This is a genomic window from Actinosynnema sp. NPDC020468 (assembly GCF_040642015.1).
Taxonomy (GTDB): Bacteria; Actinomycetota; Actinomycetes; order Mycobacteriales; family Pseudonocardiaceae; genus Actinosynnema.
Window position 1 is genome coordinate 107,434 of the sequence record NZ_JBFAEO010000019.1, and the last position, 21,244, is coordinate 128,677.

Annotated in this window: 17 protein-coding genes; 5 read left to right on the forward strand and 12 right to left on the reverse strand. The window is 71.8% G+C overall.

From position 1 onward, the window contains the following. The first annotated feature begins 81 nt into the window (after positions 1-81). Positions 82-711 carry a TetR/AcrR family transcriptional regulator gene (locus AB0G50_RS16255; protein WP_360108291.1) on the forward strand — a complete coding sequence of 210 codons (630 nt, stop codon included), beginning with the start codon at positions 82-84 and terminating at the stop codon, positions 709-711. Between the two features lie 21 nt (positions 712-732). Then, positions 733-3,021 (forward strand): LuxR C-terminal-related transcriptional regulator, encoded by a 2,289-nt coding sequence (locus AB0G50_RS16260; RefSeq protein ID WP_360108294.1) that lies wholly within the window; start codon positions 733-735, stop codon positions 3,019-3,021. A gap of 7 nt (positions 3,022-3,028) precedes the next feature. Here AB0G50_RS16260 and AB0G50_RS16265 read toward each other — a convergent pair whose 3' ends face one another. From AB0G50_RS16265 to AB0G50_RS16275, 3 genes are all read right to left on the reverse strand, one after another. Further along, positions 3,029-4,315 (reverse strand): cytochrome P450, encoded by a 1,287-nt coding sequence (locus AB0G50_RS16265; RefSeq protein WP_360108297.1) that lies wholly within the window; start codon positions 4,313-4,315, stop codon positions 3,029-3,031. A 413-nt stretch (positions 4,316-4,728) separates the two neighbouring features. After that, positions 4,729-5,001 (reverse strand): GlsB/YeaQ/YmgE family stress response membrane protein, encoded by a 273-nt coding sequence (locus AB0G50_RS16270; RefSeq protein WP_360108300.1) that lies wholly within the window; start codon positions 4,999-5,001, stop codon positions 4,729-4,731. Positions 5,002-5,015: 14 nt separating this feature from the next. Next, positions 5,016-5,981 (reverse strand): sporulation protein, encoded by a 966-nt coding sequence (locus AB0G50_RS16275; RefSeq protein WP_360108362.1) that lies wholly within the window; start codon positions 5,979-5,981, stop codon positions 5,016-5,018. Between the two features lie 252 nt (positions 5,982-6,233). Between AB0G50_RS16275 and secA2 the strand changes: the two genes are divergently transcribed. Then, complete coding sequence (secA2, locus tag AB0G50_RS16280; RefSeq protein ID WP_360108303.1) at positions 6,234-8,552, forward strand: accessory Sec system translocase SecA2; 2,319 nt, start codon at positions 6,234-6,236, stop codon at positions 8,550-8,552. Positions 8,553-8,597: 45 nt separating this feature from the next. On the opposite strand, the gene AB0G50_RS16285 is transcribed toward secA2, so the two are convergent. Further along, positions 8,598-8,891, reverse strand: a complete 294-nt coding sequence (locus AB0G50_RS16285; protein WP_360108306.1) for a hypothetical protein — start codon at positions 8,889-8,891, stop codon at positions 8,598-8,600. Positions 8,892-9,533: 642 nt separating this feature from the next. On the opposite strand from AB0G50_RS16285, the gene AB0G50_RS16290 reads away from it, so the two are divergent. Next, complete coding sequence (locus AB0G50_RS16290) at positions 9,534-9,920, forward strand: MerR family transcriptional regulator (protein ID WP_360108309.1); 387 nt, start codon at positions 9,534-9,536, stop codon at positions 9,918-9,920. Here the strand turns inward: AB0G50_RS16290 and AB0G50_RS16295 are convergent. The 6 genes from AB0G50_RS16295 to AB0G50_RS16320 all read right to left on the reverse strand — a co-directional run bounded on the left by AB0G50_RS16295 (position 9,895) and on the right by AB0G50_RS16320 (position 16,544). Further along, entirely contained in the window at positions 9,895-11,733 is a 1,839-nt protein-coding gene (locus tag AB0G50_RS16295) for a GAF domain-containing protein (protein WP_360108312.1), read from the reverse strand. The two genes, AB0G50_RS16290 and AB0G50_RS16295, sit on opposite strands and share 26 nt — an antisense overlap. A 4-nt stretch (positions 11,734-11,737) precedes the next feature. Next, positions 11,738-13,066 carry an MFS transporter gene (locus tag AB0G50_RS16300; RefSeq protein WP_360108315.1) on the reverse strand — a complete coding sequence of 443 codons (1,329 nt, stop codon included), beginning with the start codon at positions 13,064-13,066 and terminating at the stop codon, positions 11,738-11,740. A gap of 52 nt (positions 13,067-13,118) precedes the next feature. Continuing rightward, entirely contained in the window at positions 13,119-13,883 is a 765-nt protein-coding gene (locus AB0G50_RS16305) for a 3-hydroxybutyrate dehydrogenase (protein WP_360108318.1), read from the reverse strand. A 409-nt stretch (positions 13,884-14,292) separates the two neighbouring features. Further along, positions 14,293-15,303, reverse strand: a complete 1,011-nt coding sequence (locus tag AB0G50_RS16310; RefSeq protein WP_360108321.1) for an LCP family protein — start codon at positions 15,301-15,303, stop codon at positions 14,293-14,295. A gap of 73 nt (positions 15,304-15,376) precedes the next feature. After that, complete coding sequence (locus AB0G50_RS16315) at positions 15,377-15,766, reverse strand: DUF3037 domain-containing protein (protein ID WP_360108324.1); 390 nt, start codon at positions 15,764-15,766, stop codon at positions 15,377-15,379. After that, the gene (locus AB0G50_RS16320) at positions 15,750-16,544 is read right to left on the reverse strand and encodes a HipA family kinase (RefSeq protein WP_360108327.1); all 795 of its coding nucleotides are present in this window, start codon (positions 16,542-16,544) and stop codon (positions 15,750-15,752) included. Before AB0G50_RS16320 ends, AB0G50_RS16315 begins: the two co-directional genes overlap by 17 nt. A 56-nt stretch (positions 16,545-16,600) precedes the next feature. On the opposite strand from AB0G50_RS16320, the gene AB0G50_RS16325 reads away from it, so the two are divergent. Then, positions 16,601-19,366, forward strand: a complete 2,766-nt coding sequence (locus AB0G50_RS16325; protein WP_360108330.1) for a hypothetical protein — start codon at positions 16,601-16,603, stop codon at positions 19,364-19,366. On the opposite strand, the gene AB0G50_RS16330 is transcribed toward AB0G50_RS16325, so the two are convergent. Then, complete coding sequence (locus AB0G50_RS16330; protein ID WP_360108333.1) at positions 19,340-20,071, reverse strand: SGNH/GDSL hydrolase family protein; 732 nt, start codon at positions 20,069-20,071, stop codon at positions 19,340-19,342. The two genes, AB0G50_RS16325 and AB0G50_RS16330, sit on opposite strands and share 27 nt — an antisense overlap. A gap of 40 nt (positions 20,072-20,111) precedes the next feature. Continuing rightward, entirely contained in the window at positions 20,112-21,218 is a 1,107-nt protein-coding gene (locus tag AB0G50_RS16335) for a lactonase family protein (protein ID WP_360108336.1), read from the reverse strand. Positions 21,219-21,244: the final 26 nt, after the last annotated feature.

The window sequence follows — 21,244 nt, forward strand, 5'->3', positions numbered from 1 at the left end:
GTGCCTCCATACTAAGCGGTTGCTTAGAACTAAGCGTGTGCTTAGCCTGCGGTATCGTCCGGTCCCTGTCAAGGAGGGCGCATGACCACGACCCGCGAGTTCGAGCTGCTGGACAGCGCCTGGGCCGAGGTCTCGCCGCCGGCCGCGCGCCGGATGCTGATCGCCGCGGCGGCGGCGTTCGCGGGCAAGGGCTACCACGCCACGACGACCCGCGACATCGCCGCGCTGGCGGGCATGTCGCCGGCCGCGGTGTACATCCACTACCGCACCAAGGAAGACCTGCTGTTCCAGATCAGCCGCATCGGCCACACCACCTCGCTGGCGGTGCTGACCGGGGTGCCCGACGCGGACCCGGTGACCCGGCTCGCGACCGCGGTCGCGGCGTTCGCCCGGTGGCACGCCGAGCACCACACCACCGCGCGGGTGGTGCAGTACGAACTGGCCGCGCTCACCGGGCCGCACCTGGAGCAGGTGCGGGTGCTGCGCCGGCGGATCGAGGGCGTGCTGCGGCGGATGGTGCTCGACGGCGTGCGTGCGGGCGTGTTCGAGGCGCCGGACGTGCCGGGCGCGACGCTCGCCGTGCTGTCGCTGTGCATCGACGTGGCGCGCTGGTACCAACCGGGCGGTCGGCGCACGCCGGAGGACATCGGCGCGCTCTACGCCGATCTGGTGCTTCGGATGCTGCACGCCGAAACGCCGCAGGCGCGATGATCACTGCCGTACGGTGGCGGGGTGAACCAGCGGGACGCAGCCACCGCCGACCACGTGCCACGCGCGCTGAACTCGTTCGTCGGCCGGGAACGCCTGCTGACCGACCTGCGCCGGCGGCTGGGCGCGGCGCCGCTGATCACCCTGACCGGTGTGGGCGGCGGCGGCAAGACCCGGCTGGCCCTGGAGCTGGCCCGGCAGGTGTCGCGCGCGTTCGAGGACGGCGTGCGGGTCGCGCAGCTCGCCTCGGCGCGCGGCGGTGACCCCGAACTGCTCGCGCAGGTGGTGCTGAGCGCGGTCGGCGTGCCGGACCAGTCGACCACCGCGCCGCTCGACGCCCTCGTGGCCTACCTGCGCCCGCGCCGGGTGCTGCTGGTGCTGGACAACTGCGAGCACCTCGTGGAGCCGGTCGCCACGCTGGTGCAGGAGGTGCTGGGCGCGGCGCCGGGCGTGCGCGTGGTGGCGACCAGCCGGGAGCGGCTGCGGGTGCCGGGCGAGGTGCTGGTGGCCGTGCCGCCGCTGGAGGTGCCCGCCGAGGACGCGCGGCCCGAGCAGCGGTGCGAGGCCGTGCAACTGCTGGTGGACCGGGCGCAGGCGGGCATCCCGGGGTGGCGGGTCACCGAGGAGATCTGGCCGGACGTGGTGCGCGTCGTGCGCCGGGTGTCGGGCATCCCGCTGGGCGTGGAGATGGTCGCGGTGCGGATGCGGGTGATGCCCGTCGGGCTGCTCGCGGACCGGCTGGACGACCTGATGCGCGAGCTGACCGCCAACGACAACGTCGCGCTGGAGCACCACCGCACGATGGCGGCGCTGATCGAGTGGGACCACGACCTGTGCTCGCCCGCCGAACGGCTGCTGTGGGCGCGGCTGTCGGTGTTCGAGGGCGGGTTCGGCCTGCCCGCCGCCGAGGCGGTGTGCGCCGCCGGCGGCCTGCCGGTCGCCGACGTGCTGCTGGGGTTGATCGACAAGTCCATCGTGCTGGCCACCGAGGACCGCAGCCGCTACCACCTGCTGGAGCCGCTGCGCCAGCACGGCGCCGCCCGGCTCCGATTATCGACCGAGGAGGACGCGGTCCGGGAGCTGCACCGCGAGTACTACCGGTCGGAGGCCGCGCGGTTGGCCGCGACGTTCCGGGGCCGCAACGAGGCGGCGATCCTGGCCGCGGTCGAGGCGGACGTGGCCGACTACCGGGTGGTGCTGGCCGACCTGATCTCGTCCGCGCCGCACACCGGGTTGCAGACGGCCGTCGACCTGGCCCGGACCCGCTGGTACACCTACGCGGGCCGGTTGCCCGAGGAGATGCTGTGGCTGCGCCGGGCGCTGGCCGCGGCGCCCGCGTCCGCGGATCCCTTGCGGGCCAGCGCGATCGCGTTGGACGCGTGGATCGCGATGTGCCTGGGCGTCGAGCACGACGAGGTCGCGCGCCGGGTCGAGGAGGCGTCCGCGATCGCCGAGGCGTTCGGCGGACCGGTGCCCGCGGTGACGTTCGTGCGCGGCGCGTTCCGGGTGCTGGCGCTGAGCGACCTGGAGGGCGTGCCGGAACTGCGCGCCGGTCGCGACGGGTTCGACGCGCTGGGTCCGGACTTCGCGGTCGACCGGCACCTGGCGGACATCCTGCTGACCGTGGGCGCGGTGCTGCTGGACGACGAGGTCCCGGCCCGCGCGGCGGCGGCCGCGTTCTTCGCGCACTGCGAACGCCTTGGCGCGCAATGGGGTCTGAGCTGGGCGCACTGGTGCTCGGGCGTCGTGGAGGTCCGGTTCGGCGACGCGGAGCGCGCGGTCGAGGTGCTGACCGCGGGGTTGCGCATCCAGCAGGCGATCCGGGACCGCTGGACCCCGGTGTGGACCGTCGAGGCGCTGGGCTGGGCGTGGGCGCGCGCGTCGCACCCGCGTCAGGCGGCCCGGATGCTGGGCCTGGCGGAGACGCTCCAGGGTGTCCTGGGCATCCACATCAGCCGGCTGACCGCGTTCGCCGACGCCCGCACGATCGCGGTGGGCGAGGCGCGGGCGGCCCTGAGCGCCGACGAGTACGCGAAGGCCTACGCCAACGCGACGGACAGCGTCGAGCACGCCATCGAACTCGTGCTCGACGACACCGACGTGCCCGACGAGGCGCCGCGCCGCCCGGCCGACCTGACCCCCACGGAGTGGGAGGTGGCCAAGCTGGTCGCCGAGGGCCTGACCAACCAGCAGGTCGCCGACCGCCTGGTCGTCTCGCCCAAGACCGTCTACACCCACCTGACCCGCGTCTACCGCAAGCTCCAGATCGACGGCCGGCACCAGTTGGCCACCCGGCTGGCCTCCCTGACCTGACGGCGGGTCACGGTGCCAGGGTCACCGGCAGGGCGGTCAGGGAGTTGGTGACCACCTTGTCGCTGCGCGGCAGGGTGTCCGGCGGCACGTCCAGGGTCGCGGCGGGCCAGCGGGCGGTGATGGCGGTCAGCGCCGCGGTGGCCTCCAGGCGGGCCAGGAGGTTGCCGAGGCAGTAGTGGGGGCCGTGGCCGAAGGCGGCGTGGTCGCGCGCCGCGTTGGTGGCGGCGGCGTCCGAGTGCCGGAACGGCTGGAACGCGTCGGCCTCGGGGCCGTGCACGGAGCGGTCGCGGCCGGCCGCGCCCAGGCCCACCATGATGATGTCGCCCTCGGGCACCACGACGCCGTCGCCGAGGTCCAGCGGCGAGCGGACCAGGTAGTGCGGGGTCAGCGCGACCGGCGCGTCCCAGCGGGCCGCCTCCTCGATCGCGTTCGGCACGGCCTCCGGTCGCCGCGCGAGCGTCCCCCAGGCGCCGGGCGTGGCGAGCAGCGCGGCCATCGTGTTGCCCAGCAACGCCGACGTGGTGTCGTGACCCGCGACGACGAGCAGGATCGCGTTGGCCACCAACTCCTCGAAGGCCAACCCGCGGCCGTCGGCGTCCCGGCTGGTCGCCAGCACGCGGAGCACCGAGTCCGCCGGCAGCGCCTCGTGGTCCTGGATGTGCCCGGCGAGGTACCCGGCCATCTCCTCGGACGCCGGGATCATCACCTCCGGCCGTTCGGTCATCATCGCCGTGGTCCACGCCCGCAGCCGGCCCGCGTCCTCCGCCGGCACGCCGAGCACGGACGCGATCACGGCCAGCGGCAGCGCGTCGGCCAACGACGCCTGGAGGTCGGCCGGGCCGTCGGTGGGCAGCGCGTCCAGCAGCGAGTCGATGAGCCGGGCGATCTCCGGCCGCAGCGCCGCGATCCGCTCCGCCGAGAACGCGGGCGCGATCAGCCGGTGCACGCGCCGGTGGTCGGGCTCGTCGCTGTTGAGCACGCCCGGTCCGACGATCCGGGACAGGTTCGCGTCCAGGCCCTTGCGCTCCAACTGCTCGCGCATCGCGCCGCCGAGCAGCGCGTGGTCCTTGACCAGCGCGCGCTGGTTGGCCAGCAGGGTCCGCGTGCGGTCGAGCCCGAGCGTGGTCACCCACACGTCCAACCCGTTGGGCAGCACGGCCCGGTGCGCCGGCGCCGCCTCCGCCAGCGCGTCCTCGTGCCGGTGGTGCTCCCACCCGTACCTCGGTGTGCCCGCGACCATGACCTGGGCGTCCGGCACGAAGGCGCCCGCATGGGCCGGCCCGGCTGACTGCACTGCTGACTCCCGGTGTCCGAAGGGGGTGACCTGCGCCGCCAACTGTGACCGGTGGGAGCGGTTCCCCGCGTCCGGGGATCTCCGTAGGTTCGCGCGGTCCGTACGGAGCGCGGCGGACTCGGAATACGGAGCGATGTACGGGGATCTCCGGACGCGCGGGGTGCCCGTCCGACGACAAGGTGTCACCCGTGAGCGCGCGGATCCGCCTGGCCGCAACGCCGGGCTCCAGCACGGCACCACGGGTCAGGGGATGGACCTGGTGGTGGACCGTGACGACGCGAACCGACGTCGTCCCCGACTCGACCGGCCGTGGTGGAGGGCCGGGGACGGGCAGCCCGCGTGGCCAGTGACACCCGGGCTGGGTAGGTGGAAGGGGTCCTCCCCGCGGAAGGACCCCTTTCACCACACCGTTTCTAGCGGACGGACCTCTTGCCGTAGAAACCGGCGGCCAGGCTCACGCCGATGGCCGCGATCACGACCTGGATGATGATCTCGATCCAGTCGATCCCCTTGGTGTCGGCCACGCCGATCGCCCGCGCCACGAAGGTGCCGATGAACGCCGCGACGATGCCGACCACGAGCGTCAGCCACACGGGGATGTTCTGCCTGCCGGGTGCCACGAGTTTCCCGAGGTACCCGATGACGAGACCCACGATTACGGCGCTGATCACACCGCCGATGCCCATGATGCCTCCCGCGACTAGTCGCCTTCGAAGAAGTCCCCGATCTCGTCGAGGGCTTCCCCGATAATCATCCCACCGAACACGCCGGCCGCAGCACCGGCGACGACTCCGCCCATTCCGACGCCGTGGTGACCGCCGTGGTGGTCGCCGTAGTGCCCGCCACCGTGACCGCCGCCGTGCACTCCGTAACCGCCGTGGCCGCCGTGCCCGCCCCGGCGACCGGCCACCTGGTCCATCCACTGGTGCAGCAGCGAGGTCCAGTCGGTGCGCAACGCGTCGTCGTGGGACAGGTGGAAGTGCCCGAACGTGTCGCCGCCCTGCCGGAACAGCCCGCCGCGGCGGTCCGCCTCCAGCACCACGTACAGGTGGTGCGGGTCGGTCACGAAGGTCAGCTCGACCTGGCTCACCTTGGACAGGAACTGGTGCGGCGGCAGGAACTCGATCTCCTGGTAGAACGGCAGCTGCTGCGGCACGCCGTGGATGCGGCCCTGCTCGTTGTCCGCGCGCTGGAAGCGGAAGCCGAGCGCGTGGAACGCGCCGAGCACGGCCTCCTGCGAGCGGATCGGGTGCACCGCGAACGGGTCGAGGTCGCCCGGGTCGACGGCGCCGCGCACCTCCAGCTCGGTGCGCAGGCCCATCGTCATGCCGTGCAGGTGGGTGCCGTGCACGACGGTCAGCGGGGTCTCCAGCGGCACCGGGAACTGGAACGGCAGCGCGAGGTGCTGGCCGGGACCGACACCGATCCGCTGGCCGACGACGATCCGCGCGAACTCGAGGTTGCGGTTGTGCTCCTCGTCGCCGCTCTCCACCTCGACCCTGGTCACCAGGGACAGCTTCACCTGGTCGATGTCGGCCGGGTGGTCACCGCCCGCGATGCGCACCTCTCCGGTCAACAGCTCGCCTGGGCGGACGTTGGGGTTGGTCAGCACGGTGTCGACGGAGGGACCACCGACTCCGAACGCGCGCAACATCCTCTTGAACACCACGGTTGGTCCTCCTGGACGACTGGCCTCGGGAATTGTCCCAAGGACGCCTCGATGGGTGGATCGGTTCCCTCCGGCGCAACGCTAAGCTGCGCCGAGCGTATGAGATGCAGGTCACACTCGGCACGGTGGCGGTGCCACCCGGTCGCGGTCCGCGACCGGTGTCCGGTCTGCCCGGAACGGCCGGTCGGGCGTGAACGGTCAACCGGGTGACGTGCGGAACGTTGACGCCGTGCCGTACGTTGCCCGACCGTGACCACTCTCCTGGGACGGTTCAAGCAGCGGCTCCGGCGGTTCGCGCAGAAGCCGGGCTCCGCGGACCTCACGCCGTACCGCAGGCTGCTCACCGAGGTGAACGAACGCGCCGAGCGGATCGGCGCGCTCACCGACGAGGAGCTGACCGAAGCGGCGGCGAGGCTGCGCGAGAAATCCGACTTCGGCCGCGAGCAGCTGGTGGAGGTGTGCGCGCTGGGCCGCGAGGCCGCGGACCGCGCCCTCGGCCTGCGCCCGTTCGACGTGCAGGTCCTCGGCGCGCTCGGCCTCCTGGAGGGCCACGTGGTCGAAATGGCCACCGGTGAGGGCAAGACGCTCTCCGGCGCGATCGCCGCCGCCGGTTTCGCGCTGCGCGGCGACCGGGTGCACGTGGTCTCGGTCAACGACTACCTCGCCCAGCGCGACGCGGACTGGATGGGTCCGCTGTACAAGCTGCTCGGCGTGTCCGTGGGGTGGATCGACCAGTCGTCCAAGCCGGAGGAGCGCCGCGCCGCCTACGAGGCCGAGGTGACCTACGCGTCGGTCAGCGAGATCGGCTTCGACGTGCTGCGCGACCGGCTCGCGGTGGACGAGGCGGACCGGATCGTGCCCAAGCCCGCCGTCGCGCTGGTGGACGAGGCGGATTCGGTGCTGGTGGACGAGGCCAGGGTGCCCCTGGTGCTGGCCGGCTCGACGGCCGGTCCGGCGGCGGACCCCGCGCTCGCCGCGCTGGTCAAGCGACTGCGCCGGGACCTGCACTTCGAGGTGGACGACGAGGAGCGCAACGTCTACCTGACGGGCGCCGGCGGCGAGCTGGTCGAGCGCGAGCTGGGCGGCATCGACCTGTACTCCGACGAGCACGTGTCCACCACGCTGTCCAAGGTGAACGTGGCGCTGCACGCCCAGGTGCTGCTGCACCGCGACGTCGACTACATCGTGCGCGACGGCAAGGTGCACCTGATCAACGACACCCGCGGCCGGATCGCGAACCTCCAGCGCTGGCCGGACGGTCTCCAGGCGGCGGTCGAGGCCAAGGAGTCGGTGCAGACCACCGACGCGGGCGAGGTGCTGGACTCGGTCACCGTGCAGGCGCTGCTGAGCCGCTACCCGACGGTGTGCGGCATGACGGGCACCGCGGTCGCGGTCGCCGAGCAGCTGCGGGACTTCTACTCGCTCGAGGTCCTGGTGATCCCGGCGAACGTGGAGTGCGTGCGCGAGGACGAGGAGGCGCGCCTCTACACGACGCTGGAGCTCAAGGAGGCCGCCGTCGTCGAGGAGATCAAGGAGATCCACGAGACGGGTCGGCCGATCCTCGTCGGCACGCTGGACGTGGCCGAGTCGGAGCGGCTCTCGCGCAAGCTCGCCGAGGCCGGGCTGACCTGCGTGGTGCTCAACGCCAAGAACGACGCCGAGGAGGCCGCGATCATCGCGGACGCCGGCTCGTTCGAGCGGATCACCGTGTCGACCCAGATGGCCGGTCGCGGCACGGACATCCGGCTCGGCGGCCACGAGTCGACCGACCGGGAGCGCATCGCCGAGCTGGGCGGCCTGTACGTGATCGGCACCGGTCGGCACTCGTCGTCCCGATTGGACGACCAGCTGCGCGGTCGCGCCGGGCGCCAGGGCGACCCGGGCGGCTCGGTGTTCTTCTCCTCGCTCCAGGACGACCTGGTGGCGCAGTACGTGCCGGACCACGAGGAGCCGGCCGAGGTCGAGGACGACGGCCGGGTGGTCGACCTGGGCACCCTGCACACCGTGGAGCACGCGCAGCGGGTGGCCGAGGGCGTGCAGCTGGAGATCCACCGCAACACCTGGCGGTACAACAAGCTGATCGAGCACCAGCGCCAGTTGCTGCTGGAGTACCGGGACAAGCTGCTCACCACCGAGCTGGCGTGGGAGGAGCTGTCCACCCGCAAGCCCGAGCGCGCCGAGGAACTGGCCGAGGTCGACCACGAGGTGCTGGTGAAGGCGGCGCGGCTGATCGGGCTGCACCACCTCGACCAGCGGTGGAGCGACCACCTGACGTTCCTGACCGACCTGCGCGAGGGCATCCACCTGCGCGCGCTGGCCAGGCAGAACCCGCTGGACGAGTTCCACCGCGAGGCGATCCCGCAGTACCACCGGATCGCGCCGGACGCGTGGGACGAGGCCGAGGAGACGTTCGTCAAGGCGAAGATCGACGCCGACGGCGCGCACCTGGCCGAGGCCGGCGTGCAGCGACCGAATACGACGTGGACGTACCTGGTCAACGACAACCCGTTCTCGTCCGGGCTCGAGGAGACCTTCAAGAGCCTGGTGAAGATGGTGCGCCGCAAGTAGCGGTCGACCGCGGGCCGGCCGTGCGCGGCCGGCCCGCGCCGGTGGTCACCGGGCGGCCAGGGGTTTCCTCGGCGCCGACGGCTGCTGCTCGGTGGACTCGGCCTGCCGCGGCACGGAGGCGGCCGGTCCGTCGACGCCGGTGTGCCCCCGTTCGCTGATGGCCTGCTGGGTGAGGGCGCGCAGTTCCGCCAGGATCGCCAGGTGCTCCTGCGAGGGCGGTGGCCCGACGAGGTTCGAGTGGTCGAACGCGGTTCGCTCAGCGCGAACCACCAGCCGCTGGATCCGTCTCATGATGTCGTGCCCCTGCTCCGCGGGCATCGAGCGCCGTTGCTCAGTCACCCCGGAAGCCTTCACCTCACATCGGGTGAAGGTAAATCACCTGGGCGTGCGAACTTCACTACGTCAATTCAGCTACCCCTATTGCGCTTCGTAAAACTACCCGTTCAGGGGAGCAAAGACCGCGCGCTAACGCCGCCGCGATGCTGCACGTGCATTCAATCGCGCACGTGAGGGGCCTTCGCGTGGCACCGCCCGGGTGAGCCGCGACGTGCGGGTTTCCCACCGGCGATGACCGACCGCTGTCGTGGAATACATCTCCCGGGTGATCACCCACCAGCATGACGGGAACGCTTGCGGAAAGCCGTAGCAACATACCATCCGACGATCACACCGGTGCCGGTGGAAATCACCGGATCCGCCCGCTGGCGAACACCGGGAGCGATCACCGGGCGCGCCGGGAAACGGGAATTCGGATGTGGTCTTGCCGACTTCTGCCACACCGCGGCACCGCGCCGACGCCCGCCCGCGCCCGGCACGCGGAGCTTGACCTTGACGTATACGGCAATGTCTAGCCTCGGCCTCATGATCGGAGACGCGAAGAGAGCAGTCGGCGACGACGACCAGTGGGAGGGGGCTTCCTTAGACTCGACCACCGGAGTACTCGGCCTCACGGCCGGGCGATAGGCGGCAACGGGGGGACACATGCTGATCGGAGAGCTGGCCAGACGCACCGGAACCACCACGCGCGCATTGCGCTTCTACGAGCAGGAGGGGCTGCTCACCTCGCAACGCACTTCCTCGGGCTACCGGCGCTACTCGGAGATCGTGGTGATGCGGGTCCTGAACATCCGCGAACTGCTGAAGGTGGGCTTCACCGTCGCGGAGATCCGCGCCTTCGTCCCGTTCTTCGACGAGTGCGCCGAGGAGAACGTGCCGTACTCGGTCGGCTGCGTGCTGAGCTACGACCTCGTCGGGCTCAAGCGGGTGGCGGCGATGGAGGAGCAGATCGCCGAGCTGAGCGCCCAGCGGGAGCGGTTGCTGCGGCACCTGACCGAACCGCGCACTACCCCAGAACCCTCGACAGCCTGAGCGCCAGGCGGACCTCGAGCACCCGCTCGGGTGACTGCCAGTCCGCGCCGAGCAGGCTGGCGACCCGGTCGAGTCGCTGCACCACGGTGTTCACGTGCACGTGCAGCTCGTCCTTGGTGCGACTGAGGTTCGCGCCGCACCCGAAGTAGGCGGTGACCGTGCGGACCAGTTCCGTGCCGCGGCTCGCGTCGTAGTCCAGCAGCGGACCCAGCGTCGCGCGCACGTAGCCCGCCACGTCCGCCCGGTCGCCCAGCAGCACACCGACGAAACCCAGGTCGGCCATCGTGCCGCCGGAGCCCTTGCGGTCCAACAGGTTCAGCGCCCTCAGGCACCGCAGGGCCTCGGCGTGCGCGGCGGCGACGCCGGTCGGTCCGGTGGCCGGTCCACCGGACCCGACCGTCACCGGCACGCCGGCCGCCTTGCCCAGCACGCGCGCCGCGTCGTCGGCCGCGCGCGCCAGGTCGTCGCCCGGCAGCACCAGCACCACGTGCTCGCCGTGCGCGCCGGCCAGCCCGCGCCCGGCCGACGCGTGGTGCACGGCGGCGGGCAGCACCCGGTCGCGCGGACCGTCGGCGACCAGCACCACGTGCCGGCACGCGAGGTCGACGCCGATCCGCCGGGCCCGGTCGCGCAGCGCCACCGGGTCCGGGTGGCCGGTGAGCAGGTCGGTGATCAACTCGCCGCGCACCTGGTTCTCCGCCTCGGCCGCCGTGCGGCGCAACAACAGCAGCAGCGCGGTGACGACGGCGGCCCGCTCGAACAGGCCGCGGTCGGCGTCGCCGAGGTCCGCGCGGTCGGTGAGCGTGATGGCGCCCAGCAGTTCCCGGCCGGCGAGCACCGCGCACACCCACGTGCCGTCCCGCGGCACGGCGCGCCCGCTCGTGCGGGACGCGGTGACCGCCACGCCGACCGGCACCGCGCGGGTGGTGCCGATGCGGGCCAGTTCCACGCCCTCGTGGTCGTGCACCACGATCCCGCCGTCGAGCACCTCGGCGACGGCCGCGGCGACCTCGGGCACGTCCGCGCCGCGCAGCACCAGGTCGGCGAGCCGGTCGTGCGCCTGCTCGGCCCGCCGCATGGCCTCGTTGTGCGCGCGGATCGTGTCGCCCGCCCGACGGGTCTCCTCCAGCAGGTGCGCGGTGTCCAGCGCGATCGCGGCGTGCGCGGCGAGCGAGGACAGCAGCGCCACCTCGTCCGGCGGGAACTTGCGCGGGGTGCGGTTGCCCGCGTACAGCACGCCGATGACCCGCCGGTCCAGCCGCAGCGGCACACCGAGGATCGCGACCAGACCCTCGTCGCGCACCGCGTCGTCGATCGGCGCGGTGTGGTTGAACCGGTCGTCGGCGAGGTAGTCGGCGGTCACGTACGGCTGCGCGGCCTGCGCGACCAACCCGCCGAGCCCCTCGCCCATGCCGAGCCGGACCTGTTGGAACAGCGGGGAGATCGAGCCGTCGGTGACCCGCATGTAGGTGCCGCGCGCGTCGGAGTTCATGCTCAGGTACGCCATGTCCGCGCCGAGCAGCATCCGCGCCCGGCGCACGATCGCGCGCAGCACCGCGTCCGGGTCGCGCGCGCCCGCGAGGTCGCTCGCGGTGTCGAACAACGCCTCCAGCTCGGCTTCCCGCCTGCGGTGCGCGGTGAGCGTGCGGCGGATCCGCAGCGCCCACTCGGTGGCGGCGCCGATCCGGGCCAGTTCGCCGTCGGACGCGCCGGCGGCCCGTGCCGCGGGGAGCACCCGCGCGAGCCGCTCGCTGTCGGCGTCGCCCGCCAGCAGGTCGAACAGCTCGAGCAGGTGCTCCACCACGTCGCTCATGCCCTCATGCTGACACCGACGCGCGGTCGGTGTCGTTCCGGCTCAGGGAGGTTCCCCTCGTCTCCTTCGCCACCAGCACGGCGACCACCGTGATGAGGCACATCGCGAGCACGTACAGCGTCACGGGCGTCGTGCCGCCGAACTCCTTGAGCAGCGCCGTGGCGATCAGCGGCGCCACCGCGCCGGCCGCGATCGACGCGAGCTGGTAGCCGACCGACGCGCCGGAGTAGCGCACCTTCGTGCCGAACAGCTCGGAGAAGAACGCCGCCTGCGGCCCGTACATCGCGCCGTGCAGCACGAGCCCGACGGTCACCGCGAGCGTGATCGGCAGGAAGGACTTGGTGTCCAGCAAGGCGAAGAAGGCGAACATCCACGCGCCGACGCCCAGCGCGCCGATCAGGTAGGTGCGCCGCCTGCCGATCACGTCGGACAGCGCGCCCCAGCACGGGATCGCCACCAGGTGCACCGCGCTCGCGATGAGCACCGCGTTGAGGCCGGTGGACTTGGGCAGCCCGAGCGGTCCGGTGATGTAGGTGAGGATGAACGCGGTCAGCACGTAGTAGGAGACGTTCTCCCCCATCCGCGCGCCCATCGCGATCAGCACCTCGCGCCAGTGGTGCCGGAAGACCTCGACGATCGGCGCCTTCTCCTTCGGGCCCGCGGCCGCCTTCGCCTGCGCCTCCAGGAAAACGGGCGACTCGCTGACGCTGAGCCTGATCCACAGTCCGATCAGGACCAGCACGCCGGAGATCAGGAACGGCACCCGCCAGCCCCAGGAGATGAACGCCTCCTCGGTCTGCACGGCGGCCAGCACCGCGAGCACCGCCGTGGCGAGCAGGTTGCCCACCGGGACGCCCGCCTGCGGCCAGGACGCCCAGAACCCGCGCCGTTCGGCGCTGCCGTGCTCGGACACGATGAGCACCGCGCCGCCCCACTCGCCGCCGAGCGCGAAACCCTGCACCAGGCGCAGGAACGTCAGCAGCAGCGGCGCGCCGACGCCGATCGCCGCGTAGGTGGGCAGCAGACCCATCGCGAACGTGGCGCCGCCCATCAGCACGAGGCTCAGCACGAGCAGCTTCTTGCGGCCGATCCGGTCGCCGAAGTGCCCGAACACGAGCCCGCCCAGCGGACGGGCCAGGAAGCCGATGGCGTAGGTGGTGAACGCGAGCAGGGTGCCGTTGAGGGGGTCGACCGTCGGGAAGAACACCTTGTTGAACACCAAGGCGGCGGCGGAACCGTAGAGGAAGAAGTCGTACCACTCGATGGTGGTGCCGACGAGGCCTGCGATGACGACCTTGGCGAACCCGGGTTTCGCCGGAGCGGTGCTGGTCATGGGCTGGTCACCACTTCGTTGGGGGGACGGGGTTTCCTGCGCGGCGGGCAGGTCACTGGGCGGTCCAGCCGCCGTCGATCGAGAACGAGGAGCCGGTGACGTGGCGCGCGTGCGGCCCGCACAGCCAGCGCACCACCTCGGCGACCTCGTCCGGTTCCACCAGCTGCTTGATCGGCTGCCTGGTCAGCAGCACCTCGGAGAGCACCCGGTCGGGCTCGACGCCGTGCGCCCGCGCCTGGTCGTCGATCTGGCTCTGCACCAGGGGTGTCCGGACGTAGCCGGGGCTGACGCAGTTGCTGGTGACGCCGTGCGGCGCGCCCTCGAGGGCGACGACCTTGCTCAGCCCCTCCAGGCCGTGCTTCGCGGCGACGTAGGCGGCCTTGAACGGGCTCGCGCGGTGGCCGTGGACGCTGGAGATGTTGACCACGCGACCCCAGCCGCGCTCGTACATGTGCGGCAGCACGTGCCGGACGAGCAGGAAGGGCGCGGTGAGCATGACCCGCTGGACGAGCGCGAACCGCTCGGGCGGGAAGTCCTGCACCGGCGCGACGTGCTGGAGGCCCGCGTTGTTCACCAGCACGTCGACCCGCGCGGGCAGTCCCGCGACCGGGTCGTCGTCGCCGAGGTCGACCAGGTGGGCGTGCCCGCCGAGTTCGTCGGCGAGCCGCCGGGTGTCGACGCGGTCGACCAGGTGCACCTCGGCGCCCGCCTTCGCGAGCACCTCCGCGCACGCCCTGCCGATGCCGCTCGCGGCGCCCGTGACGAGCGCGACCCGCCCCTCGAGGCCCTCTCCGATGTGACCGGGAACACTCTGCATGCCGACAAACGCTAGGACGTCCCGGTTTGCCGGCCCATGTGACCGGGCACCACAACCTGCGAGAACAAGGTGTGTTTAGTCACCAGTTAGCGACACGAACCACCAAAAGCCCAATACCGCGTGAAGTCACCGGGCTCGGCCAAGTACGCTCCTTTGGCCCGATCGGGGGACTCAACGAGCCTGGGGGTTACCTAATGTCACTGACGCCGATCTACGACGACTTGATGCGCGAGTTCGAGCTGATCGTCGAGGCCGCGGCCGCGGACGCCCCACCGGCGCCGGCCGCGCCGGAACCCGCCGCGCCGTAGGACGACCCGCGAGCCGGTCGGACGCGCGGCGTCCCGGCACGCGACACGGCGCTGCCGGCCCTCAGGGGGAGGGCCGGCAGCGCCGTTCGTCGTCCCGGGACCTACTTCGGCACGGTGATCAGGTCGGCCGGCACCGCCTCGTCCTTCTCCAGCGCGCCGAACAACCGCAGCGCGTTCTCCCGGTCCCACTGCACGACCGAGCCGACGCCGTCGAGCGTCGGGGTGCCGCCGACCGGCACCGTCACCGTGTCCACGCCGCCGCCCATGGAGAACGCCATGCCCGCGAGGTGGTGCAGGTGGTCGCCGTCCGCGACGGTGATCGAGTCCGTGCCGGCGAACAGCAGCGGGAACGACTTGAACGGGTTGAGCAGCACGCCCGCGCTGGTCGCCTTGTCGGTCAACGCGGCCAGGAACTTGCGCTGGTTCTGCACCCGCTGGAGGTCGGCGTTGGCGAACGCCCGCGTCCGCACGAACCCGAGCGCCTGCGCGCCGTCCAACTCCTGGCACCCGGCCTGGAGGTCGAGGCCCGCCAACGGGTCCTTCATCGGCTCGTCGATGCACATGTCGACACCGCCCACCGCGTCCACGATGCCCGCGAACCCGCCGAAGCCGATCTCCATGTAGTGGTCGAGGTGCACGCCGGTCGCGCCCTCCACGGTCTTCACCAGCAGCTGCGGGCCGCCGAGCGAGAACGCCGCGTTGATCTTGTTCTTGCCGTTGTCGGGGATGTCCACGTAGGAGTCGCGCGGGATGCTCACCAGCGTCGCCTTCCCCGAGCCCTCGGGGATGTGCAGCAGCATGATGGTGTCCGTGCGCTGCCCCGCGGCGAACCCGGTGGCGAGTTCGGCCTGCTGCTCGGGGGTCAGGTCCTCGCGGCCGTCGGAACCGACCAGCAGCCAGTTCGTGCCGGGCGTGTCGGCGGGCCTGCCCGCGTAGTCCGGGAGCGCGTCGGTCCGCTTGAGCGAGGAGTCGACGTAGATCCACATCCCGACGCCCAGCGCCAGCAAGGCCACCAGCACGACCCCGATGAGCCTTCCGACGCGCAACTTCCGCCTCCTTGGCACCGGCGCGTACGCCTTCTGCTGGTACCCCTGGCGGTATCCAGCACTCATGTGGCGACCCCGATCCGTGTGTTGACCACTTCTTTGCACCTATAGACGCGGTGCGGGGTAAGAGGTTGCCAGCCTACCGGCCGGGCGGCAGCACGAGCGCCACCAGCAGCCGCTCCAGCTCACCCGCCGGGTCGGCGGTGAAACCGGTGTGCGCGGGCGAGGTCTGGAGGACCGTGCTGCGCGGCGCGGTGAGCCACCGGAACCGCTGCCCGCGCGTGGTGCCGACCACCGGACCCGCCGCGCGGTCGGCGCCGCAGGACCGGTCGAGGTGCTCCAGGCTCGCCCGCAGCACGTCCAGGTCGAGGAACGGGTCCAGCGCCCGCACCCGCGCCTCGTCCACGTGCGTGCGCGCGCCCAGGAAGTCCAGCGGCGCGCAGTAGACGATCACGCCGACGTTGACGAACTCGCCGCGCTCCTGCCGCGGCACGGCCCGCACGACCGCGTACTCATACCCGTGCGACACGGACGGCCTCCACTGCCTCGACCCACGCCCGCGGTCCGGCGAGCCGGGCGGCGAAGAACGCCGCGTAGGCGTCCCGCGACCCCGCCGGCGACCCGAACGCCTCGTCCTGCGCCAACCACTCGTCCGGCACCAGCGCCAGCACCTCGCGCACCAGCCCGTCGGTGACCGCCGCGGCCATCTCCGCGTCCACACCGTCGAGCGCGCCCGCGAACGGGACCATCAGGTGGTCCGCCGCGTCGAACCGGTACTGCGGCGTGGGGAACCGGTCGGGTCGCCACGAGTGGTGGAAGTACAGCGATGCGCCGTGGTCGATGAGCCACAACTCCTTGTGCCACAACAGGGTGTTGGGGTTGCGCCAACTCCGGTCGACGTTGAGCGTCAACGCGTCCAACCACAGCAACCGCGTCGCGACCTCGACGGACGGCTCCCGCACCACGGGGTTGTAGTCGAACGACCCGGGCAGGTAGTCCACGCCGAGGTTCACCCCGCCGCTGGCGCGCAACAACTCCTGCACCTCCTGGTCGGGCTCGGCCCGCGCCAGTTCGGGATCGACGTCCACGAGCACCAGCTCCGGCACCCGGAACCCCAACCGCCGCGCCAGTTCCCCGACCACGATCTCCGCGATCAGCGCCTTCACGCCCTGCCCGGCGCCCCGGAACTTGAGCACGTACATCCCGAGGTCGTCGGCCTCGACCAGCCCGGGCAGCGACCCGCCTTCACGAAACGGCGTCACGTACCGGGTGGCCGCCACCGACCGCAACCCATCCGTCGATTTCACCCGCGCATGGTCCCAACCACCCCCACCACTCCGCCAACGGGATTACCCTCCCGTCCGTGGCACACGACCCGTCCACCTTCCGCGGCGCCCTGCTCCTGTTAGGCGAGCACGACCTGCCCTGGCTGCTCGAACTCGACCGCCTGCTGGACGGCGTGCCCCTGGACCCGGACGTCCGACCGCGAACCGACGGCTGGCTCGTGCCCAAGGCCGAGGCGAAGCGGTTGCTGCGGCTCAAGATCGACCAGGTGCCGGAGATCCTGGAGCACTCGTCCGGCCTCCAGCGGCACACCCTGCTCATCGCCGCGCACACGCTGATGGTGGTGATGGCGTTCTTCGAGGCGTGGGGCACGTCCGACGCCGCGTACCAGGAGCGGCACTGGACGACCGGGATGCTCTACTCCGCCGCGGTGCCCACGCCGTCGGCGGTCCGGTCGTTCACGGGCAACCTCGGGGACCTGCTCACGTGGACGGCGACCCACTTCCTGCGCTTCGGCGACATCGCGCACAACGGCCCGCTCGCCGGGCGGGCGGTCGACCGGTACCGGGAGCGGTTCCTCGCGCTGGCGCCGGAGGTGCCCGAGTTCGCGATGTGGGCGAGCACGGGGCGCGACACGGCGCCGCGCGCCGCGATGGGTCGGCTCGAAGACCTGCTCCACGTCGTGGCGGAGCACACCCACCCGCGCGACCTGTGCGCCGTGCTCCGCGACCTCAACCGGGCCGTGCTGAGCCGACCGGTCGTCGACGTGCACGCCGACGGCTACGGCGACAACGCGAGGTTTCCCTCGATCGAGAGCATTTTCGTCACTCCCCGGTGCAAGGTCCACGATCGCCTGGACCGGCTGTCCGACGACCACCTGTGGAACACGCTGACCGAGGTCCACGACCTGGAACCGGTGCTCGCCCGGCACTTCTGCTCGGCCGAGGCCACCCGGCTGCCGCTGCTCCTGCTCGGCCACCCGGGCGCGGGGAAGTCGTTGGTCACCAAGGTGATCGCGGCCCGGCTGCCGCTGGAGGGCTACTCGGTGGTCCGGGTCCCGCTGCGCTCGGTCGACGCGGACGCCACGATCACCGCCCAGATCCAGCAGGCCCTCGACCTCACCACCCACGGCCGCGTGCCGTGGGCGGACCTGGCCGACCAGGCCGAGCACCTGATGCGGGTGGTCCTGCTGGACGGCCTGGACGAACTCCTCCAGGCCACCAACCACGACCGCGCCGGCTACCTGCACGAGGTGGCCGAGTTCCAGCGCGTCGAAGCCGCCGTCGGCAGACCCCTCTCGATCGTGGTCACCTCGCGCACCCTGGTCATGGACCGCGTCGGCGTGCCGGAGGACACCCCGGTCGTGCGACTGGAACCGTTCCACGAGGCGCAGATCCGCGCGTGGATCGAGGTGTGGAACCAGGTCAACGCGACCACGCGGCCCTTCTCGCCGGACACCGCGCTCGCCCACCGGGACCTCGCGTGCCAGCCCCTCCTCCTGCTCATGCTGGCGCTCTACTACGCCGATCCGCAGGTGGACCAGTCCGAGCAGCTGTCCGTGAGCGACCTCTACGAGCGCCTGTTCGACACCTACGCCCGGCGCGAAGTGACCAAAAAAGCCGGTCGCCCACTGCACGGCCAGGAACTCACCGACGCCGTCGAAGACCAGTTGCTCCGGCTTTCGGTGGCCGCGCTGGGCATGTTCAACCGGGGTCGGCAGGACATCACCGAGGCCGAACTCGGCGCGGACCTGAAGGCCCTCGTCGCCGCGCCCACACCCGGCGAGCGCCTGCTGGCCGAGTTCTTCTTCGTGCACGCGCCCGAGGCGTCGGGCCGGAAAACCTTGCGCAGCTACGAGTTCCTGCACGCCACGTTCGCCGAGTACCTGGTGGCCAACCGGATCGTAGAGGTGCTGCGCGACGTCGCCGAGGGCGCGTTCGGCCGCCGCCGTGAGCACGAACCCGACGACGACCTCCTGCACGCCCTGATCTCGCACCAACCGCTGAGCGTGCAGGCGCCGGTCCGGGACTTCGTCCGAACCCGGCTCAACACCCTGGAGGACACCGAGCGGGACCGCGTCTTCCGCACCCTGGAAGCCCTGCTGCACGGGTACCGCCGCCGCAAACCGTCGAAGTCCTACACCGACTACCGACCACTGGATCCGGACGCGCTGCGGGCGTTGGCCGCGTACTCGGCGAACCTGGTGGTCCTCCGCCTGTGGGCACCCGGATGGGTGCCGCTGACCGTCGTGTCGCCTGATCGGGACCAGTGGCAGGCGGCGGTCAACCTGTGGCAGGCGGGGCTGGACGCCGACGGACGCCACTCGGTGCTGAACTCGCTCCACCTCGTGGACGACGAACTCTTCGTCCACAACACGATGCCGGACTTCCTCGAACTCAAGCGCGCCCGGCTGCTCGGCGACGACTTCCTCGAACGGCGGCTGCGCACCGGGTTCGCGATCCACGACCAGTTGTCCTACCTGGTGGCCGACGGATCGCCGGAACAGCGGGCCAGGGAGTGGGTGGAGTTCCTGTCGGGGTGGCTGCACGCGTCGGAGGCGCTGCCGCCGGCCGCCGCACCCGACCTGATCCTCTGCGCGCCGCCGGACGCCGTGCCGCAGGACGTGCGGGAGCTGTTGGCCGGGCGGGCCTACGCGCTGCTCGCCCGGCGCAGCCGCGAGTGGCCGACGGGGTTCACCGCCGCGTTCGAGAACTGGCTCTACGAGCTGACGACACTCGGCGAGGCGGAACTGCCGGAGCCGGACTACACGAGTTCCCAGATCACGCACACGACCGCGGACTTCGCCGTCGGACAGCTGTCACAGAGTCGCGAGCAGGACCGGTAGGTAGCCCAGGCGCTGGCCGGTCGCGGTCGGGTGGAACGAGGAGGCGATCGGGAAGGTCACGTTGTTGAGCCACGGCGACCGCCCGCACAGCCCGTGGCCCGCGAACGTGGTGCGCACGTCGCCGAACCCGAAACCGGCCGCCTTCGCGCGAGCACCGATGACCTCGTCCAGCACGTCCGCCGCCCCGTTCAACGCGGTGCGCTTCGCGACGCTGAACGAACAGGAGCCCGCGGGCTCGAACAGCCGGGGATAACCCAGCACGACCACCTTCGCGGGAGTCTTGGCGCGGATGGCCGCGTAGAGCCCGTCCAGCCGGCGGCCGAGCGAGGTCCGGATGAACGACACCGACCGGTCGACCGCCCGCCGGCACACGGAATCGCCGTTCAGCACGCACGTGGTCATCACGTCGGCGAACCCGGCGTCGTTGCCGCCCACCGTCACCGTCACGATCGAGGTCGGCGGGGTGATGCGGGGCACCTGGGTCTGGAGCACGTTGTCGACCGTCGCGCCCGAGCAGGCCAGGAAGATCAGCGACGCCGAGGTCTGCTTGGCGTACAGGGCCGGGTAGGCGTTGTCGCCGCGACCGCAGGGCCCGTGCCGCTCCGCGCCGACGCCGGCCGCGTAGGAGTCACCCAACGCGGCCAGCTCCGGCGCGATCGGGGCGGGTACCAGTGCCATCAGCAGTGCCACTGCCATCAGGTTCATGAACCTGACCTACCACTGTGGACGGTGCCCGCCGGGAAAGTTAGCCCTTCAGAGCGACACAGACGGGGATCGGCGCGTCGAAAGTGGACTTCTTGGACAGCCGACCGCTCGTCGGGTCCACCGCGAACACCGTCACGTTGTTCGAGTTCTGGTTGCCCGCGAACAGGAACCGGCCCGTCGAGTCCAGCGTGATGTCGCGGGGGTACTTGCCGCCGACCGGCACCGTCTCGACCAGGTTCACCGACGCGCCCGACACCGCGAACACCGCGACGCTGTCGTGACCCCGGTTCGAGACGTAGACGAACTTGCCGTCCGCCGACACCAGCACCTCGGCCGGGTAGTTGCGCACCGACCCCGCCGGCGCGGTGCGCACCGACGCGCCGACCTTGAGCACGCCCTTGTCGTAGGTCGCGACGGTCAGCGTCGAGTCCAGCTCGTTCGCGATGTAGGCGTACTTGCCCGACGGCGCGAACGCGAGGTGGCGCGGTCCGGCGCCGGCCTTCAGCTTCGCGGTGGACACCCGGGTCAGCTTGCCCGTCGCGGACAGCTTGTAGGTGTACACCGAGTCGGTGCCGAGGTCGACGGCCAGCACGTACTCGCCCTTGACGTCGGAGACGACCTGGTGCGCGTGCGGACCGGCCTGGCGCGACGAGTCGGGGCCGTGACCCTGGTGCACGACCAGGTCGCTGTGCGGCTGCACGGAGCCGTCCGCGCCGAGCGGGTGCACCGACACGCTGCCGGTGCTGTAGTTCGCGGTCAGCAGGTGACCCTGGAACACCGTCAGGTGGCACGGGTCGCCGCCGCCGGTCGGGGTCGAGTTGAGCACGGTGGGCACGCCGTCCGCGCCCAGCGCCAACGCGGTCACCGCGCCGGCGGGCTGCTCGTCCACCGCGTACAGGAGGTTGCCCGCCTCGATCACGAACGACGGGTTGGCGACGCCCGCCACCGCGCCGGTCGACCGCAGCACGCCCGTGGTCCGGTCGAAGACGCCGAGCCCGATGCCGGGGCCGCCGCCGTCCCACGAGGTGTACGTGCCGAGGTAGACGCGGATCTCCGACGCGCCCTGCGCACCGGCGACGCCCTCGGTCATCAGCAACCCCGCTCCCACACCGGCCGCCCCGAGGACCTGCCGCCTGTTCACCACCATGTCGCCCCCTCAAAGCCTGGAACCGT